The 14846-nt window shown below is 47.6% G+C and carries 20 protein-coding genes and 1 pseudogene; 7 read left to right on the top strand and 14 right to left on the bottom strand.

The window, feature by feature from the left end; translation table 11 throughout:
• Positions 1-20: 20 nt before the first annotated feature.
• From T499_RS0104450 to T499_RS0104495, 10 genes and pseudogenes are all read right to left on the bottom strand, one after another.
• Positions 21-1289 carry an ATP-binding protein gene (locus T499_RS0104450; RefSeq protein ID WP_369793366.1) on the bottom strand — a complete coding sequence of 423 codons (1269 nt, stop codon included), beginning with the start codon at positions 1287-1289 and terminating at the stop codon, positions 21-23.
• A 363-nt stretch (positions 1290-1652) separates the two neighbouring features.
• Positions 1653-1913, bottom strand: coding sequence for a DUF4298 domain-containing protein (locus T499_RS14945; RefSeq protein WP_232221065.1), 261 nt, complete (start codon positions 1911-1913; stop codon positions 1653-1655).
• A gap of 21 nt (positions 1914-1934) precedes the next feature.
• Positions 1935-2159: pseudogene (locus T499_RS14950) on the bottom strand (hypothetical protein); the annotation flags it as partial.
• A gap of 259 nt (positions 2160-2418) precedes the next feature.
• Positions 2419-2961, bottom strand: coding sequence for a beta-class carbonic anhydrase (locus T499_RS0104465; protein ID WP_033150203.1), 543 nt, complete (start codon positions 2959-2961; stop codon positions 2419-2421).
• Between the two features lie 98 nt (positions 2962-3059).
• The gene (locus T499_RS0104470) at positions 3060-3737 is read right to left on the bottom strand and encodes an ABC transporter ATP-binding protein (protein ID WP_052173383.1); all 678 of its coding nucleotides are present in this window, start codon (positions 3735-3737) and stop codon (positions 3060-3062) included.
• Positions 3734-4642: a hypothetical protein gene (locus T499_RS0104475; RefSeq protein ID WP_033149878.1), complete on the bottom strand. Its 909-nt coding sequence runs from the start codon at positions 4640-4642 to the stop codon at positions 3734-3736. The genes T499_RS0104470 and T499_RS0104475 overlap by 4 nt, the downstream gene beginning before the upstream one ends.
• Positions 4643-4880: 238 nt before the next feature.
• Positions 4881-5984, bottom strand: a complete 1104-nt coding sequence (locus tag T499_RS0104480) for an alpha/beta hydrolase (protein WP_084162923.1) — start codon at positions 5982-5984, stop codon at positions 4881-4883.
• Between the two features lie 32 nt (positions 5985-6016).
• Positions 6017-6592, bottom strand: coding sequence for a cyclophilin-like fold protein (locus tag T499_RS0104485; RefSeq protein WP_157054507.1), 576 nt, complete (start codon positions 6590-6592; stop codon positions 6017-6019).
• A gap of 2 nt (positions 6593-6594) precedes the next feature.
• Positions 6595-7041, bottom strand: a complete 447-nt coding sequence (locus tag T499_RS0104490) for a putative quinol monooxygenase (protein ID WP_232221047.1) — start codon at positions 7039-7041, stop codon at positions 6595-6597.
• Between the two features lie 32 nt (positions 7042-7073).
• A complete protein-coding gene (locus T499_RS0104495) occupies positions 7074-8009 on the bottom strand; it encodes an EFR1 family ferrodoxin (protein WP_052173386.1) in 936 nt (311 codons plus the stop codon).
• A 158-nt stretch (positions 8010-8167) separates the two neighbouring features.
• On the opposite strand from T499_RS0104495, the gene T499_RS0104500 reads away from it, so the two are divergent.
• Positions 8168-9070, top strand: coding sequence for a helix-turn-helix transcriptional regulator (locus T499_RS0104500; protein ID WP_033149879.1), 903 nt, complete (start codon positions 8168-8170; stop codon positions 9068-9070).
• 18 nt (positions 9071-9088) lie between these two features.
• Here T499_RS0104500 and T499_RS0104505 read toward each other — a convergent pair whose 3' ends face one another.
• A complete protein-coding gene (locus tag T499_RS0104505) occupies positions 9089-9565 on the bottom strand; it encodes a GNAT family N-acetyltransferase (protein ID WP_033149880.1) in 477 nt (158 codons plus the stop codon).
• Positions 9566-9675: 110 nt separating this feature from the next.
• Here T499_RS0104505 and T499_RS0104510 point away from each other — a divergent pair, with 110 nt between their 5' ends.
• Together T499_RS0104510 and T499_RS0104515 are read left to right on the top strand one after the other, a co-directional pair.
• Positions 9676-10311, top strand: coding sequence for a lactate utilization protein (locus T499_RS0104510; RefSeq protein WP_033149881.1), 636 nt, complete (start codon positions 9676-9678; stop codon positions 10309-10311).
• 59 nt (positions 10312-10370) lie between these two features.
• Entirely contained in the window at positions 10371-10664 is a 294-nt protein-coding gene (locus T499_RS0104515; RefSeq protein ID WP_013065437.1) for a hypothetical protein, read from the top strand.
• Between the two features lie 14 nt (positions 10665-10678).
• On the opposite strand, the gene T499_RS0104520 is transcribed toward T499_RS0104515, so the two are convergent.
• Positions 10679-10981: a nitrous oxide-stimulated promoter family protein gene (locus T499_RS0104520; RefSeq protein WP_013063220.1), complete on the bottom strand. Its 303-nt coding sequence runs from the start codon at positions 10979-10981 to the stop codon at positions 10679-10681.
• 118 nt (positions 10982-11099) lie between these two features.
• On the opposite strand from T499_RS0104520, the gene T499_RS0104525 reads away from it, so the two are divergent.
• Together T499_RS0104525 and T499_RS0104530 are read left to right on the top strand one after the other, a co-directional pair.
• The gene (locus T499_RS0104525) at positions 11100-11474 is read left to right on the top strand and encodes a thioesterase family protein (protein ID WP_013063810.1); all 375 of its coding nucleotides are present in this window, start codon (positions 11100-11102) and stop codon (positions 11472-11474) included.
• Positions 11475-11495: 21 nt separating this feature from the next.
• On the top strand, positions 11496-12647 hold the full coding sequence (locus T499_RS0104530; RefSeq protein WP_033150209.1) for a GDSL-type esterase/lipase family protein: 1152 nt from the start codon (positions 11496-11498) through the stop codon (positions 12645-12647).
• A gap of 90 nt (positions 12648-12737) precedes the next feature.
• On the opposite strand, the gene T499_RS14625 is transcribed toward T499_RS0104530, so the two are convergent.
• Positions 12738-12842: a smalltalk protein gene (locus tag T499_RS14625; RefSeq protein WP_157054508.1), complete on the bottom strand. Its 105-nt coding sequence runs from the start codon at positions 12840-12842 to the stop codon at positions 12738-12740.
• A gap of 131 nt (positions 12843-12973) precedes the next feature.
• Positions 12974-13501, bottom strand: coding sequence for an HU family DNA-binding protein (locus T499_RS0104535; protein ID WP_033149882.1), 528 nt, complete (start codon positions 13499-13501; stop codon positions 12974-12976).
• Between the two features lie 372 nt (positions 13502-13873).
• Between T499_RS0104535 and T499_RS14075 the strand changes: the two genes are divergently transcribed.
• Positions 13874-14311 carry a BRO-N domain-containing protein gene (locus tag T499_RS14075; RefSeq protein WP_084162888.1) on the top strand — a complete coding sequence of 146 codons (438 nt, stop codon included), beginning with the start codon at positions 13874-13876 and terminating at the stop codon, positions 14309-14311.
• Positions 14312-14337: 26 nt separating this feature from the next.
• Positions 14338-14814, top strand: a complete 477-nt coding sequence (locus tag T499_RS0104545) for a D-Ala-D-Ala carboxypeptidase family metallohydrolase (RefSeq protein WP_084162889.1) — start codon at positions 14338-14340, stop codon at positions 14812-14814.
• Positions 14815-14846 lie beyond the last annotated feature (32 nt).

Genomic DNA, 14846 nt, shown 5'->3' on the forward strand with positions numbered 1-14846 from the left:
TTTTGTTTGTCTTGTTTATATTAATCTTTTAAACAACCAATGGGAACCACAAATATGCCGTCTGGCCTTTGGTATGCATAAGGCCCAACTGCTGTAAGAACCATCTTAAATGAAGGCTTTTTCATTTTCGTTGTATCAATGGTGTTTGCAAGCGTATTCAATGCATCAGCACCATCGTTTATCAGCTTTTCGCCGCCAAGTTTTACCTCTATCAGTCCATATGTTCCATTACGGCGATGTAGCACGGTGTCGCACTCAAGCCCTGAACTGTCGCGATAATGATAGAGCTTCCCATCAAGTGCTTCAGCAAATACACGTAGGTCGCGTACAGCCATATCTTCGAAGATAAGACCAAATGAGTCCAAATCGTTTATCAGGTCTTTTGGACCTAAACCTAATGATGCCGTACCAATGCTTGGGTCAACGAAATGACGAGTATCGCTAGTACGAATCGCAGCCTTACTGCGGATGTTAGGATTCCATGCATCGAGGTCTTCAATCACAAAAAGCTTTCTTAGAGCTTTGATATAGTCAGCGACGGTATCCTCGTCAAGTGTTTTTGCGTCGTTTGATAGCATATCGGCCTTAATGGTACTATAGGGCACTTGCTGAGAAATATTACGGGCATAAGAACGAAGCAACAGACGCGTACGTTCTGGGCTGCGTTTTACACCATCTACTCGTTGTATATCTCTTTCTGCTATGTCATCAACATAGCCAAAAGCCTGATCCAGTGCAATATCACCTTCTAGCATTGTTGCTTGAGGCCAACCGCCACGACAAGTCAGATAGGCAATGCGCTCCAAATCGATGCTATTGGGTTGGGGAGCAAACGTCTCGCCATCAAAGAGATTTGTTAGGCTGACGCTACCCGTAGATTCTCCAGACTCATATAGACTCATCGGACGCATCTTGACTCTGCCAATACGCCCCGTCCCACTATGAACTGTATCTTCAGCCTGTGGTGCAACTGTAGAACCAGTCAGGATGAATTGAGAAAACGCATTTCGCTTATCCACTTCATTTCTGATAGTATCCCATAGTTCTGTTATCGTCTGCCATTCGTCAATCAGTCTGGGTGTTTCGCCTTGAAGGAGCGTCTTTGAACTGATTTCCATCATCAGCTTGCTCTGTTTTAAAACTTCTGTGTCTCCTAAATCAAGCAGACTCTTAGCTTGCTGGCGCGCTGTCGTTGTCTTGCCGCACCATTTTGGTCCTTCAATCAACACTGCACCCTTACCTGCCAGCTTGCGAGCCAAAAGTCTGTCAACAATTCTTGGTTTATACATATTATCCATCATTTTATTCGTTGTTGATTTTGTGCGCAAAGTTACAGATTTATATTGAATTGTCCAAATTTTTTTTGATTTTTCGGTTGTTTGTGGTGATTTTGTTCGGTCGTTTGTGAAAGTTTGGTTCGGTTGTTTGTAATTTTGTATGGGGATTTTTATTGAAAAGTGTAGTTTTTGGGTGCTAAAACTCATTGAAAAGTGTAGTTTATTTGCACTGAGTAAAATTACTCACACCACTGAGTAAAATTTTAATTTAATTCTAAATGCTTGACTATTAGGTGATTAGTGAATAAAAGTAACTACCAAAACTTGCCAAAGCCCATATCATTAGAGCAATAAGTATTAGTAAAATGATGAGCACTACGGCTGACTGTACGGCTTTACGATTTTCTTTTGAGTCTCATGATAGTCTGCGAGCAGGTTCCAAATGCCGTCTTCTGATAGAACTCCGCGTTTGAGGTCTGGGGGAAGTTTTCCTGCTTCATCAGCAGCAAAGTCCAATTTCCACAACTCACTACCATAGTATTTGCTGAGTTCGGCAATATCATCTTTGATAGCCTTCTGCGAATCTACAGTCCCATCCTTGATGGCAGCCAAGGCATAATTAAAACGTTGCTCCATCCACTTGATACGCTCAATTTGTAACAGCTTGCAAATCGGGTCCTCTCTGATAATCTTTGGTGCAGACTTTCCTGCCAGTACAAGCACTTTCTTGCCATTGCGATAAATATGTAGCTGGCGAGAACGGACTACGGCAGTCAGTTCTGAATCATCCTGTATGGCTATCCATAGAGAATGATATTGGCCATCCTTTTCGAATAGCTTGCGTTGCAGGTGCGAGCACATGTTTATAGTATCGATGGTTATCATACTCAATCAAACGTATTCTCTCTGTTATATCATGTTTTTGCTCTCAAGATTAGAATACTTTACTGTTTTTCCTTTGTAAATGCGTAAACGCCCATTGTTGGCAGAATAACTAATAGCAATAATGCAATCTCTACCAATACGTACGACCCGAAATAATCTACCAGTGTTTGGAATTTTATGATTCCATCAACCAGCAAGACTAAAAGGGCAAACCAGCAAAGAGAAAATATAGCAGAAAACTTGATTTTTCGTTTCTTCATTGTATTTCCTCCAATGCTCCTGTTTCTGAGTCAATGATAAAACCACGAACCATTATGTCCTTCGGTACAAGCGGATGAGTTTTGATGGTCTCAACGGTCTTACGAATAGAGGTAGGTGTGTCTTTAAAACCTTCCAACCACTGATTGAGGTCGATCCCACACTTACGTATGGTGTCGAGCGTTTCATCTGTCACGCCACGGGCAATCATCTCGTGGTGGAAGTGGTCATAGCTCATGTGGCAGGCTCCACAGTGAGAGTGTGCAACCACCATGATCTCCTGCACACCAAGCTCATATATGGCGACAATCAAACTACGCATGGCTGAGTCGAAAGCAGAGATAACCAGGCCACCTGCATTCTTGATAATCTTCGCATCACCGTTCTTCAGACCGAGAGCCGCAGGGAGTAGTTCTGTCAGTCGGGTATCCATGCATGAAAGTACCGCCAGTTTCTTATCGGGGTACTTGTCTGTCAGATACTTTTCGTAGCCTTTTTGAGCCACAAACTCCTTATTGAAATCAATAATCTGGTCTATCATACACATAATGCCTAAATACATTTAAAACTGCTGGCAAAAATACGAATTGTTGCTGACTTTTTGCTATATTTGTGCCGATATTTATGATAGTTTTATAATCAAACCTGACCTGGTGCATGCGATGATAGGATTTCTTCCATGATATATTGCTCGATAGATGCTGCTGACATACCTGAGAAGTCGCAGACGGCCTTACCCTGGTGGATGTAGGTCATCTCGTCGCAGATGTCAGCGATGGCAGCAACGATATGTGAGGAAAGGATGACGCAACGGCCCTGGGCCTTTAGGTCCTTGAGCCACTGTCTTAGGATGATTGTTCCGGCAAGATCGATGCCGTTGAAGGGTTCGTCCATGATGACGATGTCGTTGTCCTGCAGCATCAACGTCAGCAGCATCAGGCGCTTTTTCATGCCTAAGGAGTATCTGCTGGCGTATCTCTGGAGCGGCAGGGCGAACTTCTCATTCAACTGCTCAATCTCGTCTCGGCTGATGGTCTTACCCTTGGCACGCAGACAGAACTCGATGTGTTCCATGCCTGTGACGTAAGAGTAGTAGAAGGGCGTATCGTTCATGTAACCAATCTGCTTGTTCTCGTTGACGACGACTGAACCGTCGTACGACTCGATTCCGGCAATACATCTGAACAGCGTGCTCTTGCCTGCGCCGTTCTCGCCCATGATGCCATACACCTTGCCGCCATCAAACGAGTGGCAGAAGTTGTCGATGACCGTGAGCTCACGATATTTCTTTGTTAAGTTCCTGATTTCAATCATCATTTATATTTCTTGATTACTAAATAGGCATGATAAGCCAGTATGACGGACACGATGACGGAGAGCACTAAGGCCTGTGGCACCAGTGCCGACACGCAGAAAATGACATTCAAGGCCACATACACAAGGGCTGATATGAGATCGTTGCCACTGTTGGTTCCGCCGCTTACGAAGCAAAGCATTTCTACTTGAAACAGCAGAAGACTTGCACCAAGGCAGTAGGATTCGCCTAAAAGCAACTGCGACCAACTGGGGGCAACAAGTAGCAGACATACGATAAAAGGCAGAAAGATGATGCACGCATTTCTCAGGGCAAACAGCAATTTCAGCCGGAGAAACCTTGCAGCACTCTTGTAATGAAACAGATACTCCATATGCCACTCGCGCATCATCAACATGCTGAAGACAGAAACGGCTATCATACTGACACCGATGACCAGATGGCGGTTGCCGATGTAGGCACCAATGGCTCCTGCCGCCATGAGTGGCAAGAGTAGGGGGAGCGTGAGGCGCGCTGCCCGATGATATTCGTAACTGCCGGAGGCCAGACACGGGCATGTGGGCAGGCGCAAGGAGATGCCTCCGCAAGGCAAGAAGCACACGATCACCAATGCCAGTAGAACGATGGCTACAGCCCAAGGTGCGCTACGATAGAGGAAGAAACACAGGAAAGGGGCGGACAGAAGCGTGTATTCCGCGAAGAACAACATCTTCGTACATCTTTCGCAAAAGATGGAGCAGAGAAACACGCTATCGCTGCGCGTGAGGTGCCAGGCCAATAGCAGGGTTACATCAACCAGCATGCTATAATAGACGGGAGCCGTCCCCAATTCTTTCCATGTTATTACTCCCAATAACATAAGGAGCAACAGGGCGGAAATAGCCGCGAGTTTCAGCTCCCTAATCATCCGCCACAGGCATCTGATTCTAAGTCCCCCATATAGCCTCAATATGTCGTACATGTTATATTCTGCTTATGTCTTTTATTAGTTGTTTATTTGATGGTGCAAAGATAGGTACTCTCAAGAAAAAGATTGGTTAAGCGTATGTTATCATTATGTTATTTTGTGGCAATGAGATTTATCGAAACATCTCCCAAATCGAAAAGATTTGGGAGATGCTTATTGGTGTGGCTTGTGCCTAAGCCTATCTCAAATACGTTTTGAAAAACTCCTCCAGTTTATCCCACGGAATCATGTTCTTGGGTTGACCCTGACCTGCCTTTTCCTCGTAGCCGCCATCGTAGAGGTCGCAGTGAGAGGCATCTGGTATGATGAGCAGTTGCTTGTTCTCGGGGTTGGGATTTGGCTCGCCAACAAACTTATAACCATCGGCTTTGCCATCCACCATATAGTGATAGGCAGCCTCGCCAAAGTAGCGTGAGTGTGCATCGGCACCGTGCATCACAAGAACAGCAGAGCGGATCTCGTTGATGTAGTAGAGGAAGCGGCTGTTGGCGTAGGCCTGTGTACCGATGACGCGCCAGCCGTCGTTAGAGTTGCCGGAGCGCTTGTGGTAGCCGCGTGGGGTCTTGTAATAGTCGTAGTAGTCGTGCACGAAGTTAGGCGCTTGTGGGGGAACGGTGTCCAGCACACCTCCAGCCATCGCGTTGGGGTCGGTGAGGCGTTGCTTTGAAAGATTCTCGCGGTTTCTGTGACGCCACTGCTCGTTGTCGAAAGCATCGTTGTAGTCGTTGCCACTGACACGAGTCATATCATACATCGTAGAGGCTACGGTTGCCTTGATGCGAGTGTCAGCGGCGGCAGCATTCAGTGCGATGCCACCCCAACCGCAGATACCGATAATGCCAATACGTTCGGCATCCACATTGTCCTGTTTCGACAGAAAATCGACCGCAGCCATAAAGTCCTCGGTATTGATGTCGGGCGAAGCTGTACGACGCGGTTCACCGCTGCTCTCACCCGTATATGAAGGGTCGAAAGCGAGTGCTACGAAACCACGCTCTGCCATCTTCATGGCATAGAGTCCGCTGCACTGCTCCTTCACGGCTCCGAAAGGACCAGAGACAGCGATGGCAGGCAACTTTTCACTTTTAACTTTTAACTTTTCACTCGCCGCAGGCGTATAAAGGTCTGCTGCCAGCGTCAGTCCATACTGTGTTTTAAACGTCACCTTGTGGTGGTTCACTTTCTCGCTCAGCGGGAACACCTTATCCCACTCCTGCGTCAATTCTAACTTCTGTTCCATATCGTTATTAATAGTTTGTTTGTTGTTGCACGCCACGAGCATTCCGCCCAGCAGCATTGTGATGATTATTGTTCTCATAATATAACTTTTTTACCGTTCTTGATATAGATACCTTTTGAAGGGTTCTCCACTTTCACGCCATTCAGAGAATAATAATCTCCATTTTTCAAACGATTACCATTGACGCTCTTGATGGCGGTCGTACTTGAAGTAAGCGAAAGTGTCACACTGATGTTGCTTTCGCCTGCTTTGAGGAATGTGCGAAGCTCACTCTCTGACAGTCCGTCGATATGTCCTAAACGAGTATAGCTCCAGGAGTTTGACTCGTAGAAGATGCATATGTTGCTGCCGTTATAAAGAACGATGTCTCCGGGTTGGGCTGTCATCTGCTCGTTTTTCGTTGTCAGCGATTTGCCTAAAGAACCCCATATCTCAAAATCGTTGTCGTTGAGAGTCACTGTTATGGGCGCATCCTGCAGAGCAGCAACCAACTCGCGTGTGGCATCATTGTCCACAAGTGTCGCGCTTTGCGTTTGTCCACCGATAGTGATATAAATTTTATTCATAGTAGGTGTTTCTGCTTTCGCTTCGTTGTCTGCAGAATAGCTGCAGAACAGCATGGCGGCTAAAAATAATAAATACTTATACATCGTTATCTCTGTTTTTTGAATATCAGTTTCATTGTCTCTGGGTCGAGTGGCTTCATGGTGGGCAGTTTCAGGTCTTTCACCATGTGGAGTGTACCCTGCTTGTACTTCTGGAAGTGGTCGGTCTTGAGATGCTGCTGATAGGCTTCATCGGAGGCATAGATTTCGAGGATGCGAATCTGGCATGAGTCTTCGGCACTCTGCATGGGATACAGGCAGATGACACCAGGCTCGCGCTCTATACTCAGGCGATCCACCTCGTTAGCAAAGGCGAGATATTCCTTCATATACTGCGGATAGACCTCAATCTCAGCAATGCGGACAATCATGTTTGCTGTGGCGATGGCTGCTGATGGCTTGTCTCCTAGGTGTGAGTGCACATCCATCACGCCCTGAGCGATTGCTGTTGTAGCTAAAGTCATTGAGATAATCATTATCTTCAATCTCTTCATTTCAGATTCTCTTTAAAGAAATTACTTTCATATTATTGTTGACTATTGGCCTTGATGAGATCAGCTAAGCTGACATTCGGATTACGATATCGTGCATTCCTGTTTGCCTCTTCGGGTTCTGGAGGCGTGGGAATGATTGAAATTGCTTTCTTCGGGCAGTTGTGAACACATGCCAGACAATTTTCGCATTCCCCATTGGCAACCGAATGACCATCAATCACTTTCCAGGAGCCATGCGGACAAACCGAAGTACAAACTCCACATCCGATGCAGTCATCCGTGGCAAAGACAATCTTCTCCGATCTTGTCACAGTCGGGCGCTGGCGGTCGCGTCCCGACATGCGGTAATATCCGTCACATATCATCCTGTCCTGCTCTGTAACCTCCTGAATATAGTTTTCGCGATTGTTGATAGAAGCAAGAACTGTGGCAACTCTTTCGGGAATACGCTGAAGCTTGGGGTCGGCCAATTCCCTTTCCATGTCGAAATACGGCAGGTAAGTATCGACCATCTGGATGGTGGAGATATAATTCATCTGAAAACCGTGCTTCTTGGCAAGGTCATCAACGAACTCTGGGAATATCGTGCTATGGGCTCCATAAGTGCCCACTGTAAAGAAATAATCGGCCTTGAAAGATGAACGAGCAATGAAATCCTGGACAATGGCAGGAGGAATGAAACAGTAGACGGGACACACGAATCCTATTTCTTCTGCCTCATAATCAGGATGCTCGTTGTGAATTTCCTGTGAGATGCTCAGCAAGGTCGCTTCATCTCCGCCCAACTGCCTGGCTATATAAAGGCTATTGCCGGTTGCAGAGAAATAGAAGATCAGACGTTTGGTCTTCTTCTCATTTTCCTTTGGGGACTCTCCAAACGACGGAAGCGTCGGAACGCAGGCTGCAAACATTCCAAGGCCCATGACCTTGAGTGCTTTTCTTCGACTGATAGGTTTGTTGATGTTCATAGGATAACTGTTTTAAGTTTCTGGGTGCAAAGGTACACATTATATATTATATAGCTATTACACAAATTGGCTGATTATATACCAATTTCGCAGAAAGTGCTAAAAAACCATTAAATTTCTACCATTATTAGATTATTTTGTGTATCTTTGTTCCCGATATGAGGAATATTTTGAAGGTAGACAGCCCCAACGACTATGCTCGTTTTGTGGATGCTCCGGTGTTGCACCCGTTAGTGAGCATCATTCATTATGACGAGTTGCCACCTTTCCGTCATAGCCTGAACAACTATGGCGTGTATGGTCTGTTTATCCAGCGACAGTTTCCCAATACGCTCTCTTACGGCATGAAGACGCTGCAGGTAAGCGATGCCTCCATCATAGCTGTAGAACCAGGACAGATAGGCGGATTGGAAGACAATGGCGAGCGTATCTCGTTATGTGGTTGGGTATTGCTGTGGTCGCCTGAACTGTTGCACGGCACTGAACTGGAACGCCAGATAGACCGCTATCAGTTCTTCTCGTATTTCTTTGATGGTTCGCTGCGCATGGAGCCCGACGAATGGCTCTGCATCACGCAGTTGGTGGCACAGATGCGACAAGAGTTGCAGACGCACGAGGATTCACCTTCACTCCGAAGCGTGCTGCTGGCTTATCTGCGCCTGATACTGGAATACTGTAATCGTATCTATCAGCGCCAGCTTTTCGAAGAGGACAGGGGAGAGGCTGACCTGCTGAAGCGCTTTCACAACTTACTTCAGACCTATTTTCGTGAGAACCGTCAGCTGATGCTGGGTTTGCCTACCGTCGCTTGGTGTGCCTCCGAACTGGCTTATTCGCCTCGTTATTTTGGCGATATTGTCCACAAGGCCACTGGTGGCACAGCTATTGGCTACATCCACAACTACATTATCAATCAGGCGAAAAGTCTGTTGATGCAGGGTCACAACATCAGCGAGACCTCCCGCCTGCTCGGATTCGATTTCCCCCACCATTTTACTCGTCTCTTCAAGCGCATCACGGGGCTTACTCCCAGCGAGTTCTTAGGGAAAAATCAACTGTAGTTTTATACTCTCCAGGTGTCATCCCCGTGAGACGGCGGCCAGATCTTTAGTCCAAGTCATTTTGATGTGAGGAATGCCGTCGAGCATGAAGGTGTTGGACGACTGCTCGAATCCTACGTTTTCGTAGAATCCCTTGGCATATTCCTGTGCCTCTATGTCGATAAGTGTTGCGCCGAAATGGTTTACAGCTGCTTCGATGGCATGAAGCATGATTTGTTTGCCATAGCCTTTACCACGCTCGGTGGTGATCACTCTGCCAATAGATATCTCCTTCATGTGAGTACCGGCGGGGCATACACGAGCCAAAGCTACAATCTTGTCGGCTACTGTCAGCCACAAGTGAATGGATTTCTGGTCATCTCCGTCCATATCTTGATAAACGCAGTTCTGTTCAACCACGAATACTTCGCTACGCACTCTAAGTAATTCGTACAGCTCATCCGTGGTCAGCTCCTGAAACGTTTTCTTATGCAGTATCGGTTCTAATTGTACCATTTCCTTATCTTAAAGTATTGTAAACTTGGTTGCAAAAGTACGAAAAAAAGTGGAGAAATATGTATCTTTGCCATGAAATCAGTATGTTTTGTGAAATAAAGAGTTAAGTTATGACACCACAAAAGCAAAGAAATGAGCTCCTGGCTCAGACGATTATCAAGAATCTGAAGCGTCGCCACATAGAGGGTTTCTATTGTGCGACGACAGAAGAGGCCGTGAAGAAAGTTTCGGACCTTATCGCCGACGGAAGTAGTGTGACTTGGGGCGGTACGATGACCGTACGCGACCTGGGTATCCCGCAATATCTGAAAGATCGTGGGACACTGGAGGTTCTGGATCGCGACCTGGCAGAAACGCCTGAAGAGAAACAATCCGTTTATCTCAAGGCTTTTTCGGCCGATGTTTACCTGTCGAGTGCCAACGCTATCTCGGAAGACGGTGTTATCGTGAATATCGATGGCAACGGAAACCGTGTGGCTGCCATCACCTGGGGACCTAAGAAGGTAATCTTCGTTATCGGTCTGAATAAAGTGGCTCAGAATGTAGAGGCTGCCCTCGCAAGGGCGCGTAGCACGGCATCGCCCATCAATGCGGCCCGTTTCGATATTCATACGCCTTGCCATACGGATGGCGTGTGCCATAACTGCAACTCGCCGGAGTGTATCTGCAACTACGTTCATTTTCTCCGTAACTCACCCCAAGGCCGCCATGTAGTAGTATTGGTAGGCGAAACCCTCGGGTATTAATTGTTTTGATATAAGATGAAGTACACTGTTTTTACATTCGTGTTTTTTGCCATGAAATTATGGCTTGGAAACTGAAATATCGCTGTAAGCAATGCGGCTACGAGGCCGAGGTGTACGAGGGGCGCGGACTCTTCCGTCAGGAAATTACGGCCGTATCATGCCCCGACTGCCACACTATCCAGAACCTGGTGGTGGGTGGCATCATAGCCGATGTGGCTCCGTCGTACCGCAGTGAGGTGGGGCGCCTGTGCCTGCAATGCGGCAGTGATAAAATCAGGGTGTGGGATAAGCACACCTGCCCCAAATGTAATGGTGAAATGGAACCGACTGGCGAAAAAGAGTTCTGGACGTAGTCGGTTCCATTTTATTATCTTTTCAACATATAATAAGTATGTATGATAGCAGCTTTCGGTGCATATATCATCATTCTGGGGCCCGTCCAGCGCATCACCTTACGTATGGCTTCGCGCTCCTGTGGGGCATAGCAGTGTATCGGGCATCGCTTGCAAACCGTTTTCTTCTCGCCAAATCGGCAGTGGTCCAGTCGTTGGCACGCATAGTCGGCCAGATGCTGGTATTCTTCTGTCATTGTTTCCTGATGCAGATGATGGCGACAATAAAGTTCAATCATCTTTCTTACGGTCTGCTTTTCTCTTTCAATTTTACTCATGTTTGTAGTTTCCTTCTAAGTCTAATTCACAATTCTTATTAAAATGGACTGCAAAGATACATTATTCTAATGTAATTTTACTACTTTTGCACCAAAGATTAACAAAAGTTTAGTTGTAATGATCGAAGTAGGATTAAAACATACAAGCACTTTGGTGGTAACCGATGATGTTACCGCCGTTAAGATTGGTTCGGGCGATATGGCTGTGCTGGCCACCCCCGCTATGATGGCGTTGATGGAGAATGCGGCCATGCTGGCTGTGGCCGATGCCCTGCCCGAGGGTAGTACCACCGTTGGCGGCCATATCGCCTCGTCGCACCTCAAACCCTCTAAGGTGGGCGACACAGTTACCGCTACTGCCGAAGTGGTGAAAGTGGATGGCAAGAAGATAGAGTTCAAGGTTTCGGCCTATCAGGGCGATGTGCTGATAGGCGAGGGTAGTCATCTGCGATTCGTGGTGGATCGCGAGCGTTTTATGTCGAAACTTGGTTAAGTGATTACAAATCATACTGATATGAATAATACCGATTTAAAGTGGGTGGCCTGTTGGGGTAATGCCACCTCAATTACCGACCGTCGCGAGGCCGTATATGCCAAGAATCTCACCTTGCGTTATCCTGTACGCATGCCGTTTGCAGGTAGCGCCTTGCGTTTCCGTTTCTCCAATCTCACAGGCACCGAACCCGTAACCCTTTCGAAGGTGTTTGTAGGTCACACCCCCATTACCTTTGGTGGTGCCATCAGCGTTACGCTGCAGCCTGGTAACGAGGTTGAGAGCGATGCCATCAGCTACGCCGTTCATCGTGGCGATACCGTGGATGTAAGCATGTATCTGGCCGATTACACCCAGATGAATAGCGGCACACTCATCACCGGTCCGCTGTCGAAAGGCTTCTATGCCTATGGCGATTTTGCCGAGGCCGACGAGCTGCCCCTCGACCTTACCCGCCATACCAACTGGTTCTATTTCCTCAACACCATCGATGTACTTACATCGCCCGATAACCACGCCGTAGTGTGCTATGGCGACTCTATCACCGCCCAGTCGTGGCCCGATTATCTGGCACAGCTCGCCTTTGGCACCAACGTGTCCATCATCCGCCGCGCCGTTAGCGGTACCCGCATTCTGCGCCAGTACGATTGTATTACCTATCAGGCTTATGGCTTAAAAGGCGCCACCCGTTTCCCCATCGAGATGCGTGTGGCCGGTGCCACCGATGTGATTATCCAGCACGGCATCAACGACATCATCCACCCCGTGGGCGAGGATGTGAATCCTTTCCGCCCCTGGAGCGACCTGCCTACCGTCGAGGAGATGCAGCGTGGCGTAGAGGATATCTACGTAAAGCCCGCCAAGGCCATGGGCCTCAAGGTGTGGAGTGGTACCCTGCTGCCCATCTACGGCTGGCGTACCTATAACGAGAAGCGCGACGCCATGCGCAGCGAGTTTAACGAGTGGCTGCGCACCTCGCCTGTGTTCGATGGCTGTATCGATTTCGATGCCGCCGTGCGCTGTGCCACTAACCCCAAGGCCTTTGCCGACGGTTTTGATAGTGGCGACCATCTGCACCCCAGCGAGCGCGCCTACGAGGCCATGGCCCAGGCCGCAGCCCACAAGCTCATCCGCCACATCCCATCCACCTACGATCACGAGGAGCAGTACTAAAATCCCCCCAGGCTTCGATTTGAAACCTGGGGGTAATAGAGCCTGCTGCAGTATGCGTGGCGGGCCGCGCAAGTGCAGGTCCTCGGCTATTTACATGGCGCCCATGCACGATGTCGCGCCCAGCGCCGTTACTATCGCCGTTGCGATACTTGCAATCATCTGTACGATAAACTTTAATGTTTCTTTCTTACTCATAATGTTTAATTTTTGATGGTTAATAATTTGGCACGGATTAACACGGCTCTCTTTTAGAGAAACGCTGCTCTTTTTCGATGATAACAGCCGTGTCCTTTTTTAAAAAGGCCGTGTTAATCCGTGCCTAAAACTTAGTCTCCGATAGGTTCGTGGCCGCCGCCCTGGTTTCCGCCACCGGTATTGCCGCCAGTGCTTGGCTGGGTGTTCTCGTTGTCTTCAACCGTACCTGGGTCGGTGCTGGTCACACGCTTCACCTCCTTGCCATCGCGGTCGTAGCAGGTAATCTGGATGGCTGTGCCTGCCAGCTCCTCCTTCAGATCCACCGCAGGGGTGAAGATAATGCGGCGACTGGTTACCAGTCCGGCTTTCACCTCGTCCACCTTGGCTACACTCTTGGCGCGGATACCGAATCGCATGGTTCCCAAACCTGGCAGCGCAACCGAGTGACCTTCTGTGGCCCAAGCCTTAATCACCTCGCCAGCCGCATCCCAGCAGGCCTGCATAATACCCTTGCTAACTCCGCTGCGCAGAGCAGCCTCCTTAATCACCTTGTCCTGCGAGAGTGAGGTGTACAACTCCGGCATCATGATGTAGCGATAAGTGCCCTCATACTTGCCAATCTTCTGCAACTTTTCCTGTGCTTTAACTTTCAGTGCCATAATGCTAAATTTTAAGTTTGTAAAAATAATTTTAATAGTTAATGTTTAATGTTTAATGTTTCATGTTTAATGAGCTTCTTGCGCCCTCGTGTGGGAGAATTTCTTAGTGCACGTGGGAAATTATTTTGCCGCGCGCGGCCGCCATCTGTCTCATTCATTTCAACACTGCAAAGGTACGATATTTTGATTGCGGTTCACGAATCATCCGCACAAAAATACAGTGTGACAGTTAAAATTCTCGCCCTTCCACTACCGCCTGTACTGCTATATATTTATATATATTTATATATATAAATATATAGATATATTTTTGTGCCATAACACCCTTGTTTTTCTAACTGTCACACTGTATCACTGTGCGAGTTTAATGGACTGGAGACTTTCTTTGTAGGTAAGGATGTGGCTAGTGCACTTGGGTATAAGAATCCATCTAACGCACTTCAGGCACACGTAGATTCGGAGGACAAAACCTCATACCTGATTCAGGTATCTGGTTCTAACTATAAGACAAACACGTTGTTTATCAACGAGAGCGGTCTTTACTCTTTGGTGCTCAGCTCTAAGCTGCCACAGGCTACCGATGATATGATTTGGGAGGTATGCCACCTGTGCGAGCAGGAAGGTTGGAACGAGTTGCCTCTGCCCAGTCTCTATCCGCGCAAGCACCGCGAACTGCTGCGCGCTATTGTAGCTGTACGTACAGGCATCAGCTTTTGGAAAATAAATCTGAAAGTTCTCGATGCCGCCTACAGCGAGGCCTTCCCCCATAGTACACCACTGAACGTGAACAAGAAGAGAAAGGTAAATTAAACATTAAACATTAAACATTAAACAATATGGAACCAATCATACAATTAAACAGTGAAGCTAAGTTGAGTGATCACTTCACTCTAGGTGAGATGACAAAGAGTAGTAGTCATCCCGAAGTGTATAACATCCCTAGTCATGAGGCGATAGCAAATCTAAAACGCCTATGCACATGGCTGGAAGTGCTGCGCAAGCGTTATAACGATAAATATGGAGTGGGTGAGGAACCCATCCGTATTAACTCGGGGTATCGCAGCCCGCAATTAAATAAGAAGATTGGTGGAGCGGCGGGGAGCAACCACCTCACTGGATGCGCGGTGGATATCCGCGTGCTGGGGATGGAACAGCTGATACGCTATGCCACCATCCTGCTGGATTATGCAGATGAGAGCCGTCAGGATTTCGATGAATTGCTAATCGAACGCAATCGCTATGGTGCCGTGTGGCTGCACTTCGCCGTGCGCCCATTCAGCAATCGCCGCAAGGTTGCGTTTATCCAAGCCTAGAAACAATCAGAGAGCCATGCCCCAGCGGCACG

Origin of the sequence: Prevotella sp. RM4 (assembly GCF_000701965.1) — a bacterium.
GTDB classification, from domain to species: domain Bacteria; phylum Bacteroidota; class Bacteroidia; order Bacteroidales; family Bacteroidaceae; genus Prevotella; species Prevotella ruminicola.

Coding starts and splice junctions, on each gene's coding strand:
- T499_RS0104450 (WP_369793366.1), bottom strand. CDS start 1,289: ATGTATAAACCAAGAATTGTTGACAGACTTTTGGCTCGCAAGCTGGCA.
- T499_RS14945 (WP_232221065.1), bottom strand. CDS start 1,913: ATGGAGCAACGTTTTAATTATGCCTTGGCTGCCATCAAGGATGGGACT.
- T499_RS0104465 (WP_033150203.1), bottom strand. CDS start 2,961: ATGATAGACCAGATTATTGATTTCAATAAGGAGTTTGTGGCTCAAAAA.
- T499_RS0104470 (WP_052173383.1), bottom strand. CDS start 3,737: ATGATGATTGAAATCAGGAACTTAACAAAGAAATATCGTGAGCTCACG.
- T499_RS0104475 (WP_033149878.1), bottom strand. CDS start 4,642: ATGATTAGGGAGCTGAAACTCGCGGCTATTTCCGCCCTGTTGCTCCTT.
- T499_RS0104480 (WP_084162923.1), bottom strand. CDS start 5,984: ATGCTCGTGGCGTGCAACAACAAACAAACTATTAATAACGATATGGAA.
- T499_RS0104485 (WP_157054507.1), bottom strand. CDS start 6,592: ATGTATAAGTATTTATTATTTTTAGCCGCCATGCTGTTCTGCAGCTAT.
- T499_RS0104490 (WP_232221047.1), bottom strand. CDS start 7,041: ATGAAGAGATTGAAGATAATGATTATCTCAATGACTTTAGCTACAACA.
- T499_RS0104495 (WP_052173386.1), bottom strand. CDS start 8,009: ATGAACATCAACAAACCTATCAGTCGAAGAAAAGCACTCAAGGTCATG.
- T499_RS0104500 (WP_033149879.1), top strand. CDS start 8,168: ATGAGGAATATTTTGAAGGTAGACAGCCCCAACGACTATGCTCGTTTT.
- T499_RS0104505 (WP_033149880.1), bottom strand. CDS start 9,565: ATGGTACAATTAGAACCGATACTGCATAAGAAAACGTTTCAGGAGCTG.
- T499_RS0104510 (WP_033149881.1), top strand. CDS start 9,676: ATGACACCACAAAAGCAAAGAAATGAGCTCCTGGCTCAGACGATTATC.
- T499_RS0104515 (WP_013065437.1), top strand. CDS start 10,371: ATGGCTTGGAAACTGAAATATCGCTGTAAGCAATGCGGCTACGAGGCC.
- T499_RS0104520 (WP_013063220.1), bottom strand. CDS start 10,981: ATGAGTAAAATTGAAAGAGAAAAGCAGACCGTAAGAAAGATGATTGAA.
- T499_RS0104525 (WP_013063810.1), top strand. CDS start 11,100: ATGATCGAAGTAGGATTAAAACATACAAGCACTTTGGTGGTAACCGAT.
- T499_RS0104530 (WP_033150209.1), top strand. CDS start 11,496: ATGAATAATACCGATTTAAAGTGGGTGGCCTGTTGGGGTAATGCCACC.
- T499_RS14625 (WP_157054508.1), bottom strand. CDS start 12,842: ATGAGTAAGAAAGAAACATTAAAGTTTATCGTACAGATGATTGCAAGT.
- T499_RS0104535 (WP_033149882.1), bottom strand. CDS start 13,501: ATGGCACTGAAAGTTAAAGCACAGGAAAAGTTGCAGAAGATTGGCAAG.
- T499_RS0104545 (WP_084162889.1), top strand. CDS start 14,338: ATGGAACCAATCATACAATTAAACAGTGAAGCTAAGTTGAGTGATCAC.